This window comes from Streptomyces sp. KL116D (assembly GCF_030766975.1).
GTDB lineage: Bacteria > Actinomycetota > Actinomycetes > Streptomycetales > Streptomycetaceae > Streptomyces > Streptomyces longispororuber_A.
In genome coordinates this window covers 158,417-180,495 of the sequence record NZ_JASERH010000084.1, presented here as the reverse complement: position 1 = coordinate 180,495, position 22,079 = coordinate 158,417, and the positions used below count along the sequence as shown (strand labels likewise).

18 protein-coding genes, 1 tRNA gene and 6 pseudogenes are annotated in these 22,079 nt (G+C 71.2%); 11 read left to right on the top strand and 14 right to left on the bottom strand.

Annotated elements, in window-relative coordinates; genetic code table 11:
- The 3 genes from RBJ77_RS32930 to RBJ77_RS32920 form a co-directional block, all read right to left on the bottom strand.
- Positions 1 to 1,611, bottom strand: a complete 1,611-nt coding sequence (locus RBJ77_RS32930; RefSeq protein WP_372348315.1) for an ABC transporter substrate-binding protein — start codon at positions 1,609 to 1,611, stop codon at positions 1 to 3.
- Positions 1,612 to 1,830: 219 nt separating this feature from the next.
- Complete coding sequence (locus tag RBJ77_RS32925; protein WP_372348609.1) at positions 1,831 to 1,917, bottom strand: putative leader peptide; 87 nt, start codon at positions 1,915 to 1,917, stop codon at positions 1,831 to 1,833.
- Between the two features lie 62 nt (positions 1,918 to 1,979).
- Positions 1,980 to 3,197: an ROK family protein gene (locus RBJ77_RS32920; protein ID WP_372348314.1), complete on the bottom strand. Its 1,218-nt coding sequence runs from the start codon at positions 3,195 to 3,197 to the stop codon at positions 1,980 to 1,982.
- Between the two features lie 1,133 nt (positions 3,198 to 4,330).
- On the opposite strand from RBJ77_RS32920, the gene RBJ77_RS32915 reads away from it, so the two are divergent.
- Together RBJ77_RS32915 and RBJ77_RS32910 are read left to right on the top strand one after the other, a co-directional pair.
- Entirely contained in the window at positions 4,331 to 4,636 is a 306-nt protein-coding gene (locus RBJ77_RS32915) for a TauD/TfdA dioxygenase family protein (RefSeq protein ID WP_372348608.1), read from the top strand.
- A gap of 72 nt (positions 4,637 to 4,708) precedes the next feature.
- On the top strand, positions 4,709 to 5,119 hold the full coding sequence (locus RBJ77_RS32910; RefSeq protein ID WP_372348313.1) for a sulfatase-like hydrolase/transferase: 411 nt from the start codon (positions 4,709 to 4,711) through the stop codon (positions 5,117 to 5,119).
- 1,914 nt (positions 5,120 to 7,033) lie between these two features.
- On the opposite strand, the gene RBJ77_RS32905 is transcribed toward RBJ77_RS32910, so the two are convergent.
- Positions 7,034 to 7,288 (bottom strand): TetR/AcrR family transcriptional regulator, encoded by a 255-nt coding sequence (locus RBJ77_RS32905; RefSeq protein WP_372348312.1) that lies wholly within the window; start codon positions 7,286 to 7,288, stop codon positions 7,034 to 7,036.
- Between the two features lie 401 nt (positions 7,289 to 7,689).
- On the opposite strand from RBJ77_RS32905, the gene RBJ77_RS32900 reads away from it, so the two are divergent.
- Positions 7,690 to 7,827 carry a hypothetical protein gene (locus tag RBJ77_RS32900; RefSeq protein ID WP_372348311.1) on the top strand — a complete coding sequence of 46 codons (138 nt, stop codon included), beginning with the start codon at positions 7,690 to 7,692 and terminating at the stop codon, positions 7,825 to 7,827.
- Positions 7,828 to 8,379: 552 nt separating this feature from the next.
- Here RBJ77_RS32900 and RBJ77_RS32895 read toward each other — a convergent pair.
- Positions 8,380 to 8,667, bottom strand: a complete 288-nt coding sequence (locus RBJ77_RS32895) for a hypothetical protein (protein ID WP_372348310.1) — start codon at positions 8,665 to 8,667, stop codon at positions 8,380 to 8,382.
- Positions 8,668 to 9,159: 492 nt separating this feature from the next.
- Here RBJ77_RS32895 and RBJ77_RS32890 point away from each other — a divergent pair.
- Positions 9,160 to 9,745: pseudogene (locus tag RBJ77_RS32890) on the top strand (hypothetical protein).
- A gap of 89 nt (positions 9,746 to 9,834) precedes the next feature.
- Here RBJ77_RS32890 and RBJ77_RS32885 read toward each other — a convergent pair.
- Positions 9,835 to 10,347 (bottom strand): hypothetical protein, encoded by a 513-nt coding sequence (locus RBJ77_RS32885; protein ID WP_372348309.1) that lies wholly within the window; start codon positions 10,345 to 10,347, stop codon positions 9,835 to 9,837.
- Between the two features lie 8 nt (positions 10,348 to 10,355).
- Between RBJ77_RS32885 and RBJ77_RS32880 the strand changes: the two genes are divergently transcribed.
- Positions 10,356 to 10,433 (top strand) — tRNA-Trp (locus RBJ77_RS32880).
- Positions 10,434 to 10,477: 44 nt separating this feature from the next.
- On the opposite strand, the pseudogene RBJ77_RS32875 reads toward RBJ77_RS32880, so the two are convergent.
- The 4 genes and pseudogenes from RBJ77_RS32875 to RBJ77_RS32860 form a co-directional block, all read right to left on the bottom strand.
- Positions 10,478 to 11,479: pseudogene (locus RBJ77_RS32875) on the bottom strand (GDP-mannose 4,6-dehydratase).
- A gap of 148 nt (positions 11,480 to 11,627) precedes the next feature.
- A pseudogene (locus RBJ77_RS32870) lies at positions 11,628 to 11,969 on the bottom strand (glycosyltransferase); the annotation flags it as partial.
- A 154-nt stretch (positions 11,970 to 12,123) separates the two neighbouring features.
- On the bottom strand, positions 12,124 to 12,507 hold the full coding sequence (locus RBJ77_RS32865; protein WP_372348308.1) for a glycosyltransferase: 384 nt from the start codon (positions 12,505 to 12,507) through the stop codon (positions 12,124 to 12,126).
- Positions 12,504 to 12,638: a glycosyltransferase gene (locus RBJ77_RS32860; RefSeq protein ID WP_372348307.1), complete on the bottom strand. Its 135-nt coding sequence runs from the start codon at positions 12,636 to 12,638 to the stop codon at positions 12,504 to 12,506. The genes RBJ77_RS32865 and RBJ77_RS32860 overlap by 4 nt, the downstream gene beginning before the upstream one ends.
- Before the next feature lie 81 nt (positions 12,639 to 12,719).
- Here RBJ77_RS32860 and RBJ77_RS32855 point away from each other — a divergent pair, with 81 nt between their 5' ends.
- The 5 genes and pseudogenes from RBJ77_RS32855 to RBJ77_RS32835 all read left to right on the top strand — a co-directional run bounded on the left by RBJ77_RS32855 (position 12,720) and on the right by RBJ77_RS32835 (position 16,085).
- Complete coding sequence (locus RBJ77_RS32855; protein ID WP_372348306.1) at positions 12,720 to 13,418, top strand: response regulator transcription factor; 699 nt, start codon at positions 12,720 to 12,722, stop codon at positions 13,416 to 13,418.
- Positions 13,415 to 14,787, top strand: a pseudogene (locus RBJ77_RS32850) (sensor histidine kinase). Before RBJ77_RS32855 ends, RBJ77_RS32850 begins: the two are co-directional and overlap by 4 nt.
- A 152-nt stretch (positions 14,788 to 14,939) precedes the next feature.
- Positions 14,940 to 15,338: an ACT domain-containing protein gene (locus RBJ77_RS32845; RefSeq protein ID WP_372348305.1), complete on the top strand. Its 399-nt coding sequence runs from the start codon at positions 14,940 to 14,942 to the stop codon at positions 15,336 to 15,338.
- Between the two features lie 73 nt (positions 15,339 to 15,411).
- Positions 15,412 to 15,939, top strand: a complete 528-nt coding sequence (locus tag RBJ77_RS32840) for a LysE family translocator (protein ID WP_372348607.1) — start codon at positions 15,412 to 15,414, stop codon at positions 15,937 to 15,939.
- Positions 15,906 to 16,085 (top strand): LysE family transporter, encoded by a 180-nt coding sequence (locus tag RBJ77_RS32835; RefSeq protein ID WP_372348304.1) that lies wholly within the window; start codon positions 15,906 to 15,908, stop codon positions 16,083 to 16,085. Before RBJ77_RS32840 ends, RBJ77_RS32835 begins: the two co-directional genes overlap by 34 nt.
- A 273-nt stretch (positions 16,086 to 16,358) precedes the next feature.
- Here the strand turns inward: RBJ77_RS32835 and RBJ77_RS32830 are convergent.
- Positions 16,359 to 17,133, bottom strand: a pseudogene (locus tag RBJ77_RS32830) (cyclopropane-fatty-acyl-phospholipid synthase family protein).
- 850 nt (positions 17,134 to 17,983) lie between these two features.
- Here RBJ77_RS32830 and RBJ77_RS32825 point away from each other — a divergent pair.
- Positions 17,984 to 18,798: pseudogene (locus RBJ77_RS32825) on the top strand (class I SAM-dependent methyltransferase).
- Positions 18,799 to 18,833: 35 nt separating this feature from the next.
- Here RBJ77_RS32825 and RBJ77_RS32820 read toward each other — a convergent pair.
- From RBJ77_RS32820 to RBJ77_RS32810, 3 genes are all read right to left on the bottom strand, one after another.
- A complete protein-coding gene (locus RBJ77_RS32820; protein ID WP_372348303.1) occupies positions 18,834 to 19,058 on the bottom strand; it encodes a hypothetical protein in 225 nt (74 codons plus the stop codon).
- 529 nt (positions 19,059 to 19,587) lie between these two features.
- Positions 19,588 to 19,848: a hypothetical protein gene (locus tag RBJ77_RS32815; protein WP_372348302.1), complete on the bottom strand. Its 261-nt coding sequence runs from the start codon at positions 19,846 to 19,848 to the stop codon at positions 19,588 to 19,590.
- A 241-nt stretch (positions 19,849 to 20,089) separates the two neighbouring features.
- Complete coding sequence (locus RBJ77_RS32810) at positions 20,090 to 21,877, bottom strand: glycosyltransferase (RefSeq protein WP_372348301.1); 1,788 nt, start codon at positions 21,875 to 21,877, stop codon at positions 20,090 to 20,092.
- Positions 21,878 to 22,079 lie beyond the last annotated feature (202 nt).

The following is a 22,079-nucleotide window of genomic DNA, read 5'->3' as shown; positions in this document are numbered from 1 at the left end:
TCAACTCCCGTTCGCCAGATAGGCGTTGTCGAGGTTGAGGTAGGCGAACTTGTTGATGGTGACGCCGTGCAGTTTCGTGCTCGACGTCTCGACCCGGCCGCGGACGGCCAGGTCGATGACGAACGCCGCGTCGAGCAGGACGTCGGAGATCTCCTGGTAGAGGGCGCGGCTCGCGGAACCGCTCAGGCCGGTGCCGGTCCAGGCCTTCCGCACGATGGCGGTGTACTCCTCGGAGCGGTACTTCGAGGTGTTCTTGGCCTCGTTGAAGGGGTAGGCGCTGACGGCGAGCGTGGAGGGCTGGACCTGGGCGAAGCCGTGTCCCTGGACCCACAGGGCGGGCATCCCCTGGGAGATGAGCTTCTTCTGGGAGACGGCCGGGTCGGTCGGCTCCAGGGTGGTGTGGACGCCGATCTGCTTCAGGTCGTACTGGACGGACTCGGCGTTGGCCGTCTCGCCGGGGGTGTTGACGTGCAGGAGCGGCAGGTCGAGCCTGCTGTGTCCGGCCGACTTGAGGAGTTCTCGGGCCTTGCCCGGGTCGTAGGTGTAGTGCGTGCGGTTGGCCTCGGTGTAGGCGGGAGACGACTTGGGCCACGGGGCGGCGGAGGCGAATCCGTAGCCGCCGAGGGTCTGCTTGACGAGCCGTTCGCGGTCGACGGCCCAGGCGAGGGCGTGCCGGACGGTGGGGTCGTCGAGCGGTTTCACGGTGGTGTTGACGCCGAGGTAGGCCGCGCCGCCGCCGACCGCGTACTCCTTGGTGCGCAGGGTGCCGTCGGACGTGAGGGAGGCGAGGGTCTTGCCCGGCACGTCGTAGGACAGCTGCGACTGGCCGGTGCGCAGTGAGGAGAGGAGGGCTTCGGCCTGGGCGACGACGCGGAGTTCGACGCGGTCGAGGTAGGGGCGGCCGGGCTGCCAGTAGGCGGCGTTGCGGGTGAGGCTGAGGCCGGTGCCGGGGCTCCACTTGGCGAGCTTGAACGGTCCGGTGCCGTTGAGCTTCTTTCCCGTGACGGCCTGTTCGACGGAGTCCGGGTCGGTGATGATCATGAATTCGAAGAGGTCGAAGAGGTTGGCGACGGGGTGCTTCAGCTTGAGCACCAGTTCGTGGTCGCCGCGCTTCTCGAATCCGCTGACCGCGAGGGCCGTGGCCCTCAACTGGGCTGCTCTGAGCGGGTTCTGAAGGTTCTTCACGGCGAAGACGACGTCGTCCGCGGTGAACTTCCGGCCGTCGTGGTACGTGACGTCGTCGCGCAGCCGGAGCGTGATGCTGCGGCCGTCCTTCGCGTACGTCCAGGAGGTGGCCAGTTCCGGTTGCGGGCGCAGGGAGTCGTCGTAGCGGGTCAGGGTGTTGAAGACGAGGCGGTTCTGGAGGGACTGGCCGGTCTGGGTGAACAGCAGGGCGGGTGTGAAGTCCGCGTTGATCGCGATGTCGAGGGTTCCGCCGCGTCGCGGCGCGTCGGACGTGCCGCCCGCGCCTGCGGACTTGCTGTCGGAGACGGCCGAGCGGCAGCCGGCCAGACCGAGTCCGAGGAGCGCGGCGCCTCCTCCGGCGGCCCGGAGGGTGGTGCGGCGGGTCGGGGCGTTCGGGAGCGAGGGACGGGGAGAGGGGTCGGTCATCGTGGGGCCTGCCTCGGAAGGGAAGGGCGCGAGCGGAGGCGTCGAGAAGGGTTCCTCGGAAATTTGTTCCGCTGCGACAGGAATGAAGGCGCGAGCCGGCCGCCCGGAGGCAGCCACGAGCGTCCTGCCGGGAAGCAGCCGGAGGCAGCGTCAACGGCAGGACGCGGCAGGGAAGTTCAGCGAGCCGGGATCAGCGGTGATGCGCGAAGGCCGGGGGAATCAGAGACGGACGGCGGCACAGACCGCGCTGGCCTGTCGACAGAGGTCGACGTGCCTGCGGGAGACGAGGCGCTTGTCCGGATTCACGCGAGCAATATGGCAGCGGCGATCGGTAGCGGTCAACAGACCCTGTCCGCATCGTGAGCAGCTCACCCCTGCAAGGGGCTCCTGAACAGCGGATTCAGCAGGACCGTCCCGGCCGCGACCGGCAGCACGCCCGGCCCGGCATGGGGACTGACGAGTCGCTCGGGGTCGTCACAGACGTGCGAGTGATCGACGGCGGCGCCCCGGATCTCCTCCAGGTAGGCGGAGTTGAGGATGCTCGACTGCTCGGTGATCACCACGAGGTCGGGGTCGAGCACGTCGAGCAGGAGCGCGGCGGCCCGGCCCACGGCGCGGGCCCTGCTGCGCAGCAGCCGGTCGGCGCGCGGATCGCCGGTGGCCGCCGCGTCCCAGAGCAGCATCGAGTCCGGTTCGGGGATGATGCCGCGCCGTACGGCCACGGCGGCGAGCGCCGTGTCGGACGCGGTCGCCTCCAGGCATCCGGTGCGCCCGCACGCACACGGCACGGTCGAGTCCGGCACCGGAAGGTGGGCGACGTCCCCGGCTCCGGAGCGCGGCCCCCGGTGCACGACACCGGCGATGCCCAGGGCCGCGTCGACGACGTTGCCGACGAAGAGGTGGACGAGGCTGCGTCGCGCGGCGGGCAGGCCGAAGAGGATCTCCGACTGCGCGATGGCCCGGGCGTGGTTGTCCAGACGTACGGGCAGGTCGAGTGCGCGGGACAGGTCCGCGGCCAGCGTCCGGTGGTGCCAGCCGAGCGCGTCGTGCCGCACGACGGTCCCGGCCCCGGGGTCGACCCAGCCGCCGAGCATCGCGCCGACCCCGAGCAGCGGCCTGCCCTGCGGCCGTCCGGCGAGGAACTCCCCCAGCTCGCGGGCGACCCGGCCGGGCAGCTCCGTCCTCCGGTCGATGCCGTCGTGCCGGAAGGTGCGCCGGGCCACGATGCGGCCCCGCAGATCCACCAGCCCGAACGTGGAGGCCGGCACCCCGATGTGCACCCCCGCCGCCAGCGGTCCGCCGAGCTCGCCGGTGTGCAGGTCGACGGGTATCTGAGGCCGGCCGACGGTGCCGCCCGACGCGAGTTCCGGCAGATCGCGCAGGAGTCCGCGCCTGCTCAGGTCGGTGCACTGCCGGGAGACGGCGGCGGGGCTGAGACCGCTGAGCCGGGCGACGCCGCCGCGCGCCACGGGCCCGTGGTCGAGGACGGTCCGCAGCACCGTCGCGGCGTTGGCGTCCCGCCGGCCGTCCCCCGCCATGCGCGGGGGCTGCGGCGGCGGGGCCGTGGTCTCGTCGGCTTGCGTCATCGTGGGGTCCCTGGCTGACGGCGGGGCGGGGCGGCTGAGCGGTCACGCAGCCTACGCGTCCACGACCGGCCGCGGAGCCGCCAACAGTGCGGCGCCGTGAGATTCACCGGACCACGGACGCTCACCCCCTCGGCCGTCAACTCCCCAGCTCAGCGCCCTCCTTGGCGTCGCGACCGGCGTCGGAGCGGTCTGGTCGACGGTTGACGCTGTCCGGCACCGGTTGCCACGCGCCTGACCCATGCGCCCGTGACGACGTGTCCCCGCGCCTGTCCCTGAGTCGCCTCCGCTGACTCCCGAGGGACGCGGAACCGTGATCCCTCGGCGGCTCCCCGCACACGTGGACGGCATCCACTCCACCAGCGCGCTCCCACCAGAGCGGACCACGCGCACTGCGGTGGCTGCCCTCAGAAACGAATCGGTACCTGACCCTCGAAAGGGCACCTTCATGACCACCACCGCACCCACTCCTGCACCCGCACCTCCTCACGAGTCGCCCGGACCTCGAGCGGCCGGCTGGGCTGCCGTCATCGAAGGCGCTCCGCCTCGGCGGGGACCTGTCCCCCGAAACCGTCACCGAGATCCGCGACACCCTCCTCGCCCACAAGGTCGATCTTCTTCCGCGGCCAGGACCACCTCGACACCGGCTCCGCGAGGCGCCTCGGCCGCCATGCTGGGCACCCCGGTCGCGCACCCCACCGTCCCGTCCGCCGACGGCCGTTACTCGTTCCCCATCAACTCGACTACGGCGGCCGTGCTGCAGCCAGTGGCACAGCGACGTGACGTTCGTCCCGGCCTACCGCGTTCTCGATCCTGCACGCCCGCACGATCCGCCGTACGGCGCAACACCTGTGGGCCCAGCACCGCGACGGCGTACGAGAACCTGCCGGAACAGCTGCGGAACCTCGCCGAGAGCCTGCGCGCCGTGCACTCCAACGACTACGGCTACGCGGCCCTGCGCCCCGACGCGAAATACCGGAACCGCTCGCCCGCTTCGCGACGTGTTCGCCAAGATCAAGTTCCTGACCGAGCACCCCGTCAGTCCGCGTCCACCCCGAGACCGGTGAGCGCACGCTGCTCCTCGGCAACTTCGTGCTGCAGCGGATCAGGGCCTCACCGGGCGCGACTCCCGCGACCTGCTGGAGCTGTTCCAGCGGCACGTCGAGCGCCCCGAGAACACCGTCCGCTGGCGGTGGCGCGTCGGCGACGTCGCCATCTGGGACAACCGCGCCACCCGGCACTACGGCGTCGACGACTCCGACGACCACGAGCGTTTCAGCTGGCCCGGTCACTATCGGCGGGACGTGCCGAGTCGGCGTCGACGGCCGTACGTCACGCTCCTGTCCCCGGAGTCGGTGCCCGGCCGGAGCACGGCATCGCGTCCGGCGCCTCCACCGCCGCGACCGGCACCCCGACGACCTGTCCCGACGGCCGCCGCGTGAGCCCCGCTGCGCCGCGACCGCACGACGTCGTCGTCATCCTCACCGACTCAGCAGCGGTGGGACACGACCGGCGTGCACGGCGGACCCACCGGACTGACGCCACAGTTCGACCGGATCGCCCGCGAAGGCACCCTCATCGAGCAGGCGATCACGCCCAACCCGGTCTGCGCGCCTGCCGCGTTCGGCGCTGCAGCGGGCCGACCGCCGACCGCGCGGGCGTGCACCGCAACGGGCTGCCGCTGCGCCGACCTGCCCACGCTCGCGGGCTGGTTCGCGGCGGCCGGGTACGCGACCGGCTACATCGGCAAGTGGCATCTGGCCGGAGCCCCGAACGGCCGGGTCCGGTTCCGCGGAGGCGCGGGCGGCTACCAGGAGTGGCTCGCGTCGAGGCCCTCGAATTCACCTCGGACGCGTACCGCACCGTCCTGTACGACACGTCGGACCGGCCGGTGCGGCTGCCCGGCTACCGCTCCGACGCACTGATCGACGCGCAGCGATCCGGATCCTCGCCGACCACCGCGACCGCCCCGCTCCTCCTGTTCGTCTCGCTCATCGAGCGCACGCCAGAACGCCGACCGACGCTATCCCGCGCCGGACAGCCAGCACCGCACACCAGCAGGGCATGGTTGGCTGCCGCCCGACCTCGCGGCGCTCAGCCCCTCCACGCGCCCCAGGGCGCGCCCACCGCACCTGGCCGGATACCTGGGCCAGATCAAGCGGGTGACTGAGGCGTCGGCCGGCTCCGCGACGCCCTGCGCAGCCTCGGCCTCACGGACGACACGGTCCTCGCGTGGACGGCGGACCACGGCTCGCACTTCCGCACCCGCAACGGCGAGTACAAGCGCTCGGGCGACGACGCCTCAGGTCCGGGTGCCGCTCGCCCTGACGGGCCCGGTTTCACCGGCGGCGGACTGGTCCGGCATCCGGCCCGCACGGCGGACCTCATGCCCACGCTGCTCGCCGCTGCCGGCGTCGAAGCGCCGCCCGGCGTCCAGGGCCGTTCGTTCCCTGCCGCTCACCGGCGGCGGCACGGACCCCGGCCGACGGCCCGAGGTCCTCGTTCAGATCAGCGAGGACCAGGTGGCGCGGGCGGTGCGCACGGACCGCTGCGAAGTACGTCGTCACGGCGCCGGACGCGGATCCGTGGCACGACGCGGCGGCCGTCCACTACGTCGAGACCGAGCTGTACGACCTGGCATCGGACCCGTACGAACTCGACAACCTCGCGGGCCTCACCTCACACCGGCACTGGTGGCCGACGCCCTCCGCGAGGCCCTCCTGACCTGGCTCGAACGGGTCGGCGAGAAACGACGGTCACCGCGTGCCGCGCCCCGCGCCCCGGGCAGCGCGCCATCGAACCCCTGTCATCCGAGCTCCCGTGCGGGACGACCTCCCCTTCGCCCATCAACGCGCGACGATGCGATTCCCACGGCCCCGGATGACCTGCATGGGCGCGGTGGCTCGGGCGTGCAACCAGGCAGCCCCTCCCCCGGGTGTCTGTCGTGTCCTCAGATCCCCGAAGGGCCGTCAAGCTCGCCAGCGCCCCTTGCAGAGCCCGTAATGAACAGAGCCGGGGCGCGGCGGGAGCCTGGTCAAGGCAGGTCAGCAGGGTCTGGGGCGACCACCTGTTTTCCGTTACTACCGGCGGTGGGCGGTCCTCGGATGCACCGCCTCGAAAACAATCGGCCGCCCGGAACATGGGTTCCTGTGAGCCGCCCCGAAACCATGTCGTGGAGACCCGTCAACCAGAGCACCCTTGGCAGAACGTGGCATTTGCGCGCGTCGTTACAAGCAGACGTACGGCCGTGAACCACGTGAGAGGCCGGTCCGCACGGGTGCACACCACGGCCGATGCTCCTCAGATCGGGTCCCGCCGTTCCGCGCAAGCGGCGGCGGACCCGCATCTTGCTCGATCGCGCCCGAAAGATCGAGAAGTCACAGACCGCGGCTCAGGCCGACGGCTCCCGCCGGGCGAGCAGGCCCGAGGTGGTGACCGCCGTCGTCCGGCGGACCAGGTCGGTCCGAAGTCCAGCCGCATGCTCGCCAGTTCGGCCGTGGCGTACGCGGCGAGCATGGCGTCCGACGGGCGCGCACTGCCACGCCGTCATGGCCATCAGCAGGGCCGATTCCACGAGAGTGCGGCGGCAGCCCCCGGCGCCGAGTTCGGGTACGTGGCGCAGCACTGATCCTGGATCAGGGATCGCAGGGCGTCCCGGGCCGCGCGCTTGTGCCGGATGCAGCGATGATGGCGACCTCGGTGGAGATAGGCAGTGCTCCAGTGACCGCGCCCTGGGCGCTGAGCAGGTCGCACAGGACCGGCCGGCGCGCCATGGAGGTGGCCAGCGTGTCGGCCAGCCGGTCTCCGCGCGCTTCCGTGCAGTGCCGCCGCCGACAGCGTCACCGCTCGGTCTGTGACGTCTCCAGTTCGGCGATCCAGTCCCGGATCTCGGCGTCGAGGAGGTCGAGGAGCACAGCCTCGCGCGATTCGAAGTACCGCAGCACGTTGGCCTTGGCCAGTGCCACGCGTCGGCTCAGCTCGTTCAGGCTCAGCTTCGCGACCGGCATCTCCGTGAGCATCGCGGCCGCGGTGTCCAGGATCTGACGCCGTCGCTGACTGCGTTGTTCATCGGTGCGAGCGCGCTGGAAGGTCACGCAGCCATATTACAGACTGGCGGTACTTTGATAAGTGACCGGTGGTACGTTGCCGTGGAACGGAGACAAGATACCGCCAGTACTTAACGAGGTTCGCCATGTATCAGGTCTGACCAGCGCGGAAAGCTCGCCGTCGTCACCGGCGCGAACAGCGGCACCGGCAAGGAGGCCGCCAAGCGGCTGGCCGCGCCGGAGCCCATGTCGTCCTCGCCGTGCGCACTTCGGCCAAGGGCGAGCAGGCCCGCGCCGACATCACTCGCCACGCATCTCCGGCGCCCAGGTCGAGGTACGCCGCCTCGACCAGCCGGCCGGACCGATCGGTCCGCTTCGTTCGCCGGCGACCTCATCACCGAGGGCCGGCCGCTCGACCTGCTCCTGAACAACGCCGGAGTCAGCGAGACGTGCCCCAGCGCACGGAGACCACCGACGGCTTCGAACTCCAGCTGGGCAGCAACTTCCTCGGCCCGTTCGCCCTCACCGTCCGAGAAACTCCTGCCTGCCGCTCGCCGCACCCGCCCCGCGAGTGGCACCACTCATGAGCAGCGGCACCGCGAACCGGGCCCGCATCGACTTCGACGACCTGCAGTCGGCCCGCGGCTACAGCACCCGCGCTGACACGCCCAGCGCTCGAAGCTCGCCGACATGCTGAGTACGATGCTGCACCTGTCCGACCTCGCCGCCGAACACGGCTGGCTCCCTGGTGTCGGCCGGCGCGCGCCGGCTACACCCGCACCAACCTGATGACGTCCGGCCCGACCCTGAACGGCGGCCGCCCCGGCCTCCTCGAGTCGACGATCCTGTACGAGATCGTGCCGTCCCAGGGCCCGGAGCAGGGCGCGGAACCCTCCTGTACGCGGCGACCAGCCCCGACACCACGCCCGGCGGCTACTACGGCCCGCGCTGGGCCATGGTCGGCCCGACCAAGGCGGTTCCCGCGCGCCGCAGCGCGCGGGACAGGTCCGTCGCGGCGCGCCTGTGGGCAGAGGCCGAACGCCTCACTGGCGTCGCGGCGCCGAGCCGGGCCGGCTGACGAGGAGAGCCGAGCGCGAGGCGGCGTTGAGCTACCAAGCCGACCCTCTCGCCCCGCCGACTCAGCCGACCGACGGCGCCGCCCGCACCCGGCTCTGCACGATGCCTTCGACTCCCCGCAGGAAGGTCTCGGAGATCAGCGCCGCGTCGAACAGGCAGCGCGCCACCATCGCGCCGTCCCTCAGCGCATGACCATGTGGCGCCCATCGGCGTCCGCAGGGAGCGTCACCGATGCGCGCCAGCAGGCCCGTGGCGGTCGTCGAGAGGGCACTGCCGGTGCCGCAGTGCGGCCTGGAGACCGGATGGGCCGGATCCGGGTACTCGGACACCGCGTTGAGAGAGACGCGCACCGGAACCCCTCGGACCGGATGCCGCACGGTGGCGTCGCCCTCGCGACGGCGCACCGCGTCGACCGCCGATCCGGCGTCCTCCAGGGCCGGAGATCTGCCCGCGCATCATCTGGTCGGCCTGAAGTCGAGTAGGCCAGGACGAGGTCCTCCTGCCGGTAGCAGTGCCGGTAGAGCGTCGCGCGGGTCACCTGCGCTCGGCGATGATCCGGTCGACGCCGACTGGAGTGGATGCCTTCCGCGTAGAAGATCCGGAGTCGCCGTGCCGAGCAGCCGCGTGCGCGCTTCCGAGGTCTTGCCGGCGCCGCCGTTGTGGGTGGTGGTCCGCGTCATGTCCCCACTCTACGCAACACGGGGAGAACGTTCGGTGCTTGATCGGGAGTGGCCAGTGCGAGCGCATCATTTCTAGGGAGACAGAACGTTCTCCTGGCACGGATTGCCACGGTCGCGCGCTGCCAGAGCCGGATCCTCGCCCCACCCCAGGAAGGCACTCCCATGGACACCCTCATCGCGTCTCCACCACTCCCGGCGCCAGCGGTACCTGCGCAAGCTGTAGCTTCCTGCGCTTCGCGTTCGCCGCGGTGTGGGCCGGGCTCCTCTTCTCGAGCGTCGCCTCGAGACTGGGCCCGCCGAGCGTGACCCTGCTGGTGATCTACCCGCCGTTCGACGCGGCGGCCGCGATCGTCGACGTCCGGTCCGCCAAGGCGAACGGCGGCCCGCTCCGCACTGCACCTGAACATCGCGCTGAGCGCGCATGACCGGCATCGGCCTGGCACTCGCCGCCACCTCCGGCACTGTCCGCGGTCCTGCGGGTCTGGGGCGCCTGGAGGGCCATCACGACAGGAGCTCGATCCAGCTCGTCGTCGGCGCTCTCCGCGTCGCGGTCTTGGCGGCCAGTGGGCGATGATCGCCAGCGGCGCCATCTCCACGCTCGCCGGCGCCTCGTTCATCGCCCAGGCCGGCGGCGACGACGCCTCACTGAGCAGCCTCGCGGGCTACGCTAGCTTCACCTCGGCGGCGTCTTCTTCTGGTCTCCGCGCTCCGCATGACGCGCACCGCGAAGACCGCGGTGACCGCCTGACGCGCGCCACCACGCACCGCGGCCCGATCGGCGCCCTCGCCGGCCGGGCCGCGCTCGTCGGACCGCTCGGGCATCCTGCCCCGCACGGATCAGGACTGACAGAACCTGCTCGGCCTGAGCGAGTCAAAGTTGATCTGCGCGCCCTGCGCGGTCGGCGTCGTCACGTCCTTGTACGTGAAGCGCCGACCGGCCGACCAATCCAGCTTGCCCGCACCGCCGTTGATGGCCGCGCGCAGGTTGCGGGCGGCGTCGACGGCCTTGTCCTCGTACTTCACGATGTCGGGGTTGGCCGCGGCGTGAGGATCTTCAGCAGCGATGCGCGCTCCTGACCGGTCGGTTCCGGCGGGATGTGGGCCGCCCGCTCCGCGGTGCTCACGTCGAGACGGCGCAGCGGCGGACTTCGTCGGGCCCGCCTGGGCTTCGGCCTCGACCGGCGTGTTGTCGGCGGTGCAGGCGGTGAGTGCGAGGGCCGCGGCGGCGAGCAGTGCCGCGAGAAGGAATTGGTGCGATGGTTCATCGTCCCCCCACAGGAGTTGTACTGACGGGACATCATCGCCCAGTGCGAGGGGCAGCGCGATGCGGGTGCCGGCGGGTAACCTCATGCCCAGTGGCGGGTGTGGCGCGGCGGTCGAGCGCGCGCGGTCTCCAAAATCGCGAGGACGCCAGGTTCAGAATCCGGCCATCCGCCGTATCCGAACCGATGTCACCGCGACGGTAGTTGAGAGACTTCGATCAGACCTGGTAGCGGTCCGGGGCGAACTAGGTGCAAGTGCGCCGCCACCCACTCCGACGTCTGCTTGAGGCCGTCCTCCAGCGACACCTGCGGCTCCCAGCCCGTCCACTCCCGCGCCCGGGAGTTGCTCGGACAGCTATGCCTGTGGACCTCGCTGCCCGAGGGAGGCGAAGCCGGGACGGGTCCGCCACCACGCGCGCGTCGCGCCCGGAGGCCGCGATCAGCGCGAGGGCGAGTCGCCGATCGAGATCTCCCGGCCGGTCGAGGTTGAGGACCCGCAGGGCCCGGAGTCGCAGTCGGCGGCCGCCGCTGAAGCCGCGCGCCGTGTCGGTCACGTAGGTGAAGTCGCGCGTCGGCGTGCGGGAGCCCAGCTTGATCTCCTGTGCACCCGCGTGCAGTTGGGCCAGGATGGTCGGGATGACGGCGCGTGCCGACTGCCGGGGTCGTAGGTGTTGAAGGGGCGTACCACCGTCACCGGCAGTTCGAAGAGCGTGCCAGTGGGACAGTGCCGTCATGTCGCGCCGATCTTGGAAGCGGAGTACGGGACTGCGGCTGCAGCGAGGTGGGACTCGTCGATCGGGGCCGTGCGCGCCGTTCCGTAGACCTCGCTGGTCGACGTGTGAACCATGCGGCGCACCGCATGGCGGCGGCAGGCCTCCGCCACGTTCTCCGTTCCGACGACGTTCGTCTGGACGTACGCGCCCGGTGAGTCGTACGAGTACGGGATGCCGATCAGCGCCGCGAGGTGGAAGACCGTGTCGCAGCCCTCGACGGCGTCCAGACACCCGGCCGGGGTCACGGACGTCGCCCGCGAGGAGCTGAACGCGGGGGTCGTCGAGCAGATGGGCCAGATGGCCCTTCTCGGCGTACGGCTTGTAGTGGACGAAGGCCCGCACGTCCGCGCCTTCCGCGAGCAGCAGGTCGACCAGCGTCGAGCCGATGAATCCCTCCGCTCCGGTGACGAGAACGGTGCGGTCTGCCCAACTGGACGTGGCATTCATGAGTACTGCAACTCCCTCTGTGTTCCTGCGAGTTCGATGACGTGGCGGGCCAGGAGATCGGCCGCCCTGGCGTGCGCAGTCCTGCGGGCGCCGCTGCCGACATGGCGGCGAGTCGCGCCGGATCGGCGAGCAGGGGTTCGGCGAGGGCGGCGAGCGCCTCGGCGGTGGTGTCCGCGTCGGCGAGCAGCAGCCCGCTCCTGCGTCGGACCGCACCCGGGCGTTGTGGGTCTGGTGGTCGCCGGGCGCGATGCGGATAGGGCACGAGGACCGCGGGCACCCTCGTGGTGGCGAGCTCGGCGACCGTCGCGGACCCGGCGCGGCACACCACCAGGTCGGCGGCGGCGTAGGCGAGGTCCATCCGGTCGAGGTAGGGGACGGCGACGGCCGGGGTGCCGAGGAGGCGGCGGCGCGTGTCCTCCAGGGCGGCCGGGCCCGTCTTGATGAGCAGGTGGACGTCGTCGCGTCCGCGCCAGCGTGCCGCCAGGCCCACCGACGCCTCGGTGAGCCGTGCCGCGCCCAGGCTGCCGCCACCGTTGACGAGACGAGCCGGGCGCCGTCAGGGGACGCCGAGCGCGGCCCGGGCCGAAGCCCGCAGGGCCGTCCGGTCGAGGGTGGCGAGGACGCCGCGATCGGCATGCCCGTCGTCAACGCCCCTTCTCCGCCCGGAAGATGGGCGCGGCTGCGGTCGAAGGCGACCGCGATGTGCGGGTGAGGCGTGCGGCGAACCGGTTGGCCCGGCCGGGGACCGCGTTGGACTCGTGGATGAGGCTGGGCAGGCCGGCCATGCGGGCGCCGACGACGGCAGGGGCACTGGGGTAGCCGCCCATGCCGACGGCGATGTGCGCGCCCTGCTCGCGCAGAATGGCCCGGCACTGCGCGCCCGACTTCATCAGCGCCGCCGGGAGCAGATAGCGGCGGGCCCCGAGCGCGGGGTCGAAGGGGATCATGTCGACGGTGTGCAGCCGGTACCCGGCCTGCGGTATCAGCCGGGTCTCCAGACCGCGTTCGGTGCCGACGAGCGAGATCACCGCGTCCGGACGGCCCGGCGCAGCGCGTCGGCGAGGGCGAGACCAGGATAGATGTGGCCGCCGGTGCCGCCCGCGCCGATGACGACGGACAGCGGTGTTCGCGAGGCGGTCTCGTCAGAGCTGCTTCTCATGACAGGAGAGAGCGTCACGGAGTGGTCTAAGAGACTTTTAAGAGCCGGCTTTGGCAGCCTTTGTGCCAGCGACAGCAGGAAGTGCGCAGGACAGAGGCGGCCCGGATCCTTGTCGTGGACGACGGCCCGGACGTCCGCTCGGCGGTCGCGGACGCGCTGACCGTCGAGAGGCTACCGGGTCACGACCGCGGCCGACGGGCGCAGCAGGCGCTGTCCGCACTGGCCCGCCGGGAACCGGACGCGGTGGTCCTCGACGTGATGATGCCGGTCCTCGACGGACTCGCGGTCTGCCGCCGGATCCGCGCCATAGGAGACCGCACCCGTCCTCGTCCTCACCGCCCTGGACTCGGTGACCGAGCGCGTGGACGGCTCTGGACGCGGGCGCCGGCGACTACCTGCGTGAGCCGTTCGCGCTGGACGAGCTGGCGGCGGGTGCGGGCAGCTGCGCCGCGCCGCTCCCGGACCGGAAGCCGGCGACTCCCGCACCCTCACGTACGGCGATCTGGTCCTGGACCCGGCGACGCGGACGGGACAGCGCGCCGGACGCCCGCTCGACTTCAGCCGCACCGAGTTCGCGGTCCTGAGGTCCTCGTGCGCAACGCCGGACAGGTGCTCGCCGCGCGGCGTCATCCAGGAGACGGTGTGGGGCCGCGACTCGGGCCCGACTCCAACTCCCTCGCCGTGTACGTGGGTTATCTGCGGCGCAAGCTGGAGACGCCCGGCGAGGCACGCCTCGTGCACACCGTCCACGGTGTCGGCTACCGGCTCGGCACGCCGTGAGCCGCCTCCCGCTGCGGACCCGCCTCGCGCTGCTCGCCTGCGCCACCGTCGCGCTGATCACCCTGGGCGTGTGCGCCGCCGCGTACGCCGTCATCCGCCACGAGCTCGGCCACCAGCTCGACCTCCAGCTGACCCAGGCCGCGACCCTGGCCACCCGAACAGAACCGCGACGAGCCGCCCGGCGTACTCGGGCCGCCGAGTGCCGCTATCTGGCCGCGCCCGCCTGCGCCCAGCTCGTCCCGGCCGACGCGGCCAGACGATCCGCAGCCGTATCTGCTGCCCGTCACGGACACCACCCGCGAGGTCGCCGCGGGCACGCACGCCCCGTACTACACGAACCTCACCCTCCAGGGGCACGCGTGTACGGATGCTCACGACGCCGTACACCGCGGGCCAGGACAAGGCCCTCCAGGTGGCGCTGCGTTCGACACCACGACGAAGTCGCTGCGGCAGGCGACCGTGATGCTCGCCGTGATCAGCGCGCGCAGGCGTCGCGCTCGCCCTGGCCGGCGGGTATTGGGTGTCACGGCGCGGCCTCGCCCCGGTCGAGCACCTCACGGCCACGGCGGAGCGGATCGCGGCGACGCACGACGCCCGGCTGCGCATCGACCTGCCGCAGGGCCGACGCGACGAAGTCGCCCGCCTGGCCGCCTCGTTCAACACGATGCTGGGCGAACTGGAGGACTCGGTGACTGCTCGCCGGCGCCTCGTCGCGGACGCCTCCCACGAGCTCCGCACGCCGCTCACCGCGCTGCGCACCAACGCCGAGCTCCCCGCCGCGCCGAACGCCTGACACCCGCCCAGCGCGACCGCGCCTCCACGTCCCTGCGCCGCCAGATCCACGAGGTCACCTCCCTCGTCAACGACCTGATCGAGCTGGCCATTCGCGACGAGGACCGCCCCAGGCGCTGGTCGAGGACGTGGCACTCGCCCCGCTGGTCACCCACGCGGTCGACGCGGCGCGAGCCCACTGGCCCCAGGTCGGCTTCACCCTGACCGTGGCCCCGCAGCGCGCTGACGACGACGCTCCCCGGCGTCCCGTCCCGCCTCTCCCGGCTCCTGGCCAATCTCCTCGGCAACGCGGCGAAGTTCAGCCCGCCCGGCGCGGACGTCGACGTCGCCCTGTCCACCAGCGACGTGACCGTCCGCGACCACGGCCCGGCATCGCCCCCGAGACTCCCCCACGTCTTCGACCGCTTCTACCGCGCCGAGGCGTCGCGCGCCGCCCGGATCCGGCCTGGGCCTGGCGATGGCCCGCCAGATCGCCCAGGCCCACGGAGCCCGCCTCACGGCAGAGGCGGCGCCGCGGCGGGCACTGTTCCGGCTCGCGTTCCGGGAGGCGGACACGACGCCGACCGAGCAGCGCTGAACAGACGCGGGTCGTCGCCCAAGGCCAGGGCGGCCTGCGCCCCGGCTCGACGGAGCTCAAGGAGGACGATGGGGGCCAGGAGGACGAGGGCCACTCAGCACCACGCCGAGATGAAGAGAAGAAGAGAAACGCAGAAGAGAAGGGTGGAGAACATGACGGGCGAGAGCGATCTCGGAAAACTGCTGAGCGGCATGCGCCCCGAACTCAACGCGGGCCAGTACGTGTTCACGACCGTCGAGGGCAGTGTGCCGTCCGGCGTCTCCCCGGTGGTCACGGTCACTGAACGCGAGGGTCTGACCCTCGTCGTACCGCGCGAGGAGGCGGACGCGGCGGGTCTGGCGTACGACTACGTGGCCGGCTGGATCACCTTGCGCATCCACTCCGCGCTCGCGGCGATCGGACTCACCGCCGCGGTCTCGACGGAGCTCGCCGACGCGGGCCTGAGCTGCAACGTCGTGGCCGGGTTCCACCACGACCACCTGTTCATCCCCTACGAACACGCCGACCGTGCCGTGACCGTCCTGGAGAACCTGGCGCAACGCTCATCCTGACGCCACCGCCCCGCGTGAGGCGGCCGGCTACCAGCCAAAGAACGTCGAACCACACCCGCTCACCAGGCAGGCGATCAGCCGAGGTAACCTGGCACTCCATGGCAATAAGCTCCGCCCTCTGGTCCTTCGCCCCGGTAGTAGGCTCCTCACTCTGACTCCCGGACTCGACACGGCGCTGATCCTGCGCACCTCGGCCCTCGGCCGGCGCAGGAGGGCCTGGGGAGTGGTCCCCGGCATCCAGACCGGCACCCTGGTGTGGGGTGCGTTCACCTCCCTCGGGGTGACCGCCCTTCTCACCGCCTCCCATCTCGCCTACACGGCACTGCGCTGGATCGGCGCCGCCTACCTGATCTGGATGGCGGCCCGCATGCTGCGCGACACCTTCCGCGGGCGGCCCCCAGCGGACACGGACGATGCGAGTCAGGCATCCGCCCCAGGCGCCGCCGCCGACTCGTTCGGCGGCGGCTGGCGGCAGGGAGCACTCACCAACCTCCTCAACCCGAAGATGGGCGCTTCTACGTCGCCGTGCTGCCGCAGTTCATCCCACCGGGCACGGCGCACTTCACCATGGGCCTCCTGCTCACCGCGGTCCACGTCCTGATCGGTCTGCTCTGGTCCGCCGTCCCCATCGGCTGCGCCCGCGTCCTACAGGGATGGCTCCGCAAGCCACAGGCCCGCCGTCTCCTGGACCGGATCACCGGGACGGTCATCGGGGTCTTCGGCATGAGGCTGGCGTTCAGCAACTGACGGACCGGAAGCCAGAGTCCAGTGCCCGGTGGTCGACTGCCGACTGCCGCTTCCGCACCACCGGTTGCCGGCGCGCGATGGCGAGTCTGTGGCTGACTCTGGAGCACCACGTGGCTCTCTGGCTCGCACACGTGTCAGCGGCCGGGGTCTCAGTCAGGGCAACGACGGTGAACACGTTGCCCATCGTCTGCGCAGTCTGGGCCTTGGTGCCGTCGAGCAGCGCCCCGGTGCTGTCGGTGCCGACCTGGCCGCCACGTCATGCCTCCGCAGCATTCAGCCTTTCGTGACCGGCACGAGAGTCAGGTACGTGATGCCGAGGACGTTGCGGTAGCCGTTGGCCCAGGAAGATCGTTGGCGGTCGACTCGGTCGCGGTCTCGGCGGCTTGGGGGTGGTCCGGGTGCGTGGCGAGCCAGAGTTCCGTGTCATGGCGGTAGCCGGACTCGAGCTCCTCCCACTCTTCCTGGCTCGCCGACTCGATCCAGGCCGGCCGGAAACCGGCCTCGACGGCAAGGTCGACGAGCCCGCCCAGGCGCAGGTGGTCACCTTCGTGCGCCCCGGGCCACATCGCCACGAGTTCCTGGTCCGTCGGAGTCCGCTCCCAGAAGCCCTCGCCGAGACTACTCGTCCGCCCGGGCGCACGAGACGGCGCAGCTCGCGCAGGACGACACCGGGATCGTGCACGGCCGCTCCGGATCGCACAGTGCCTGGCCGGCGCCCACGCAGAGCACACCGCGTCGGCCGGTCCACGCAACGTTCCGCGGGCCGACTCCTCCACGTGACTCGACCCGCTCACCGAGCCCGCGCGTTCCTCCGCAAGGTTCCGGCCCCTCGCCAGGTCCTCGGTGTTGATGTCGATCCCACACCCGTGGATCCGGGGACGGACTCGACCACGCGAGCAGCAGTTCGCCCCAGCCGCAGCCGATGTCGAGGACCGTGGCGGGCGAGGTGTCGGCGAGACGAGCGACGATGCGTTCGGCTACGGGCCTCGGAGAGCGGGCCGTGGAAGGTCAGACTGCCGAGGCGAGGAGGAAGATCGGGAGCTGTCATGGGGCGGAACGCTGGTTCCTCTTGGGTGGCGTATCGAGCGATTTCGGCGCGGACACCGACACCCTGAGCAGCGAAAGGGTCGTGGCCGGCTGGAGTTCCAGCGATTCCTCGGCGGCGCGGTTCTGTTCTGGTGCATCCCGGCGACTCCGATGCACCCCGGGCGGGGCAGAAGTCGCCGTTGGCTGCCGCCGAGCGTCGTACCTGGCATCGTTCGCCAGCCACGACGCCGCGATCCCGATGCGGGCGCGCGAGCCTACGAGCGCTGCTGCTTGCCGGTGATGTAGACGGAGAGCGCAGTTTGAGGTTCTCGGTGGTGGGGTTGCCGTGCGGGCGCAGGGTCCAGGAATCGCCCGTGCAGTCGGGCTCCGTGAACACCATCACCCATTCGTCGGTGTCGTTGTGCGGGCGAAGGCCGGTTCGGAGGAGGCCGGGTCGGCGGCCTCGGCCACGGGGATGCAGCCGCCGGCCGGGTCGTGGAGGGTGACCGACTGGGGCTCCCGTCCATGCCCACGAACCGGTAGGAGAAGTCGCCGGTCGCGGCGCTCGCGGACGTCGGCAGGGCGATGGCCAGGCCAGCGCGCCGAGGCGGCGGCACAGTGGTACGAAGACGCATGCAGAGCTCCATTGATCGGTGTGCGGTGCCGCAAGCCTGTCCTGGTACGGCGCGGAGGCAGGGGCAGTCCGCGCCGCGGTCACCTGATGAACACGCAGGAACGATCTTTCCTCCGCCATGTGCCCGATGAGCGCGCAGAGCTGCGGGCCGAAGAAGTCGCCGTATCCAGGTCATCTAGGCTGGCTCGGTGACTGATGAGCAGGCGCAGGAGCGGGAGCGAGGGTGCAGCCGTCGGGCGTGTGGGCTACGGCGGTGTGGCCCGTGCGAGCGCGGGAGACCGAGCGCGAGAACGCACTGTTCCACGATCCACTGGCCCGGGCCTTCGCCACCGCCGGTGGCCTGGGCGCCTCCTCGCCGCCGCCGCAGCCCGGTGACGAGGTCGAGCGACGCCGTCGACTGGGTGTGGCCACCTCCATCGTCATCAGGACGAAGTTCCTCGACGACCTGTTGCGGGAGGCGTCCGCGTCCGGGATCCGGCAGGTGGTGCTGCTCGGCGCCGGTATGGACAGCCGGGCCTTCCGGATGGACTGGCCCGAGAGGCACCCGACTGTTCGAGGTCGACACCGCCGAGCCGCTGGACTTCAAGGCTTCGGTGCTGCGCCAGGAGCGGGCCGAGGCGCGCTGCGAACGGATCGCCGTCACGGTGGATCTGCGGGAGGACTGGCCGGGCGCGCTGACCGCCGCGGGGCACGATCCGGCGGCGCCGACCGTGTGGATCGCCGAAGGGCTGCTGATCTACCTGCCCGAGGACGCGGTGGAACTGCTGCTGGCTCCCGGATCAGCGCGCAGTCGGCGCCGGGGAGCCGGATGGGATTGACGTTGGGTTCGCGCGGCGTGATCGAGCGTTTCGGCACGCGCGCCGAGCCGGGATCGGCTGCGTCGATGTGGGTCTGGAGATGCCCGACGACCCGGTCGCCTGGCTGGCCGGACACGGCTGGGAAGCCTCCTGCCACACCCTGCGCGAACGCGCCGCCGCGTATGGCCGCCCGCTCAGCACCACGCCACAGCCCGAGGAGCAGCCCGGCGGACTGATCTCAGCGGTCCGTCGGTAGGACGCAGCCGCCCCGATGTGAGCCCCACGCAACGGTCACGAGACGCCCGGCCACAACCGTTCGGAGGCTTCCGCCCATCGATCCTTGGCCGGGCCGGCGCCGGTGCCCTCCTCGTACCAGCCGCGCCCGTCCAGCCATGTCTCCAGCCAGTCCTCAAGGCTGCCTGCTTCGACGAACCACCCCGTCGAAACGTCCTGATCCCTGATGGCGTTGGGCTCGAAGAGCGAGCACTGTCCCCGCTTCGGTGCGGCAGTCCACACACGCAAACATCGCGCAGCCCCAGTCCAGCACCGGCACGACGTCCTTGGGCCAGGCCCACCAGGTCGTCGCGTCTTCCGGTGGAAGCCTGGCCTGGTACTCCCTGCACGACCGACGACTCGAAATCCGTCCGGCTCACCGCACAGCGGCAACACGGAGTCGTCCGTCCGAAGCCTCCGTTGCCCACCCTCAAGTAGAGGGCTGCGAGCAGGGATGCAGCCTGAATCCCAGTGCTCGCTCGGCGTCCGCCAACTCAGTGGCTGTCACCGGAACCCGCAACAGCTCGCTTCCCGCCGCTGCGGCTGCAGCACGGCTGATCAACCCATCGAAATCGCCCACCGCCACATCATTGCTGACCGCTCCGACATCGATAACGCTGCTGAAGTCCGGCGAAAAGTCACACAGAGGGCAGAGTGTTCTCCCGACCCGAAGCACGACTCATCACTTCACGCTTGTCGAAGCGAATGACGGCGGTAGCGGAGATCGGGAGCCCGATGGCCAACCCGTTCTCGTCGAGCGCATTGAAAATGGTCAGAGAGGTCTCGGGAAGACGAAGCTCACGGCGACTGTGTCGAGGGCCGGATCGTCACCGGCCCACTCGAGAAGCTCGATGTCTTGCAGGAGCTGGCCCTGGAGCGCGCAGAGGTCAGGGCGCACATCATGGCGCCATTGGAGGTCGAAGCCTGGCCACCGACCGGGCTTGTCAGGGCTGATGGTGTTCCAGGTGATCGACAGATCGCCGAACTTGAAGTGGCTCACCTCCACTTGCTCTCCGCCGAAGTCGAGGAGCACGGGGCAGTCGGTGAACCACTCTGTCGTCTCGGAGGTCCCAGACCAGCCAAGCGTGCGTCAGCGGCCGGGAGATCAACCGGCGAAGGCGTGAGCCGGAAGATTCCAGGACAGTGGAGAGCCGCTGCGCCACTCCGGCCGGTAGTCAGCGATTCCGAAGTCGAACACGTACGGGTCGCCTCTCGTTCTGCCCCGCCCGCCAGCGCCGCCCTTAACGCCGAGCCACGGACAGCACCAGATCCACTCAGTCGCTCGGCCGCGTCCGGGCGGCCGCGTGCGTGCGGGCCTGTGTGGCCATCGTGGCGCGTCGGTCGGGATCAGCCAGCAGCGGGGTGACCGCTTCGCGCAGCCGCTCCGCCGTCACCTCGCCGATCAGCGCCACGGCGGCTCCGGCCTGCTCCAGATGCGCGGCGTTGTGTGCCTGCTCGTTGCCGGCCGACGTGGCGAGCGGCACCAGTACGGACGCCTTGCCCAGCGCGGTCAGTTCGGCGATGGTGCCCGCGCCGCTGCGTGAGAGCACGACATCGGCCAGGGCGAGCACGTCGGGCAGTTCGGACCCGACGTACGCGGTGAGGTGGTGGCGAGCGGCGAGTTCCGGCGGGAGGGCTGCCGCGGCGCGGCGCAGGTCCTCGACGTGGTCGGGCCCGCACTGGTGGATCACGTCCGCGTGGCCCAGCAGCCAGGGCAGCAGATCACGGACGAGGTGGTTGATCTGCAGCGAGCCCTGCGCGCCGCCGGTCACGTACACGGTCGGCAGCCGCCGGTCGAAGCCGGTCAGGCCCAGCGCTTCGATGGCCTTGTCGCCCTGCCCGGTCAGCACCTCGGGGCGTACCGGGTTTCCGGTGACGACCGCCGACCTGCGGACGGACTCCGGCAGCAGCGGCAGCGTCGACTCCGAGGACACCGCGACACCGCTGGCGGCGCCGGCGAGAGTCTTGTTGGCCAGGCCCAGGCGAACCGTCTGCTCATGGACGACCAGCGGGACGCGGCACAGCCGGGTCGCCGCGACACCGACCGGCACCGCCACGTACCTCTCGGTCGCCAACACCACGTCAGGGCCGAAGGAGTTGATCGCGCGGCGGGCCTGGAGGACGCCGAGCGGGACGCGGCCCATGTCCGCGACGTTCGCGGGCGACGCCATCTTGATCGGGTTCTTCGAGCGGCGGATCTTGCCCACGGCGACCGGGGTGAACGCGATCCCCTCGCCCGCCGCGACCCGCTCCTCAGGCTGTCGGCCTTGCCCACCCACAGCGTCTCCAGCCCCCGGCCCTCCGCGGCCAGGCGCGCCTGGAGCAGTGCGCACCGCCGTCAACGCGGGGTAGGTGTGGCCACCGGTCCCGCCGCCGGTCACGATCAGACGGAGGGCGGGTTGCTTGCTGCTCACAGGTGGGCTCCAGTCGGTGTCATGCGTGCACGAGGTCGGGCCTGGAGGCGCAGCCTCAGATCCACGGGGAGCCTCCCACACGCAACGCCGTCCGATCGAGCGGCCTGTCTCCAGTACCAGAGCCGCGCGGACGGACGACCGGGGCGAGGAGTCGGCTGAACTCTCAGCCGGCCCTGCCGAGTTGCTCCGCAGGAATCGCTTCGCGCGACGTGGCCGCCGGCGGCCCGGACGAGGCCGCGGGCTCCTGCGACCAGAGCCCACAGCAGGAGGGGGAACGCGGCGACCCTCTCCATGCCTCCCATCCCGAGGCCGAGGTAGTGGTGCGAGAGGAACAGTGCCAAAGCCGTGATCGCGGTGGCGCCCAGGACGCTGGTGCCCCACCGCAGCGGCGGTCGCACCTGCTCCGCCAGGCCGAACCCCGCGAGGACGAGGCCGACGTTGCCCGTTCCCATGATGAGGAGGGCGCCCAGGACGTGCTGGTTCTCGTTGACGTCGGCAGGCCAGTCCCGCCAGCACGAACCCTGCGCCGGCCCCGGCCAGCGGATCCGTGGCCGCTACGGCGATCTTGCCCCTGCGCCACACCGCACTGCCGGTCAGCGCGACGCCGACGACGAGCAGTACGCCGAGGACGACGAACGAGGCGTTCATCAGCTGCCGTGCTCCGGGGAGCAGATGTAGCGCGGTTCAGGGTCGGACCGCAGTGCGTGCAGTGGGCGTTCCCAAGTCACTGATGTTGTTCCGGGCCCAGCTGTACGGTCTCTCGCCCACGCCGCCTCCGCCTTCGCGTGCACCACGAAGAACTGCACCACGCCACGAGTCCATGCCGCGTACCCGATCCGCGCCTTCACCT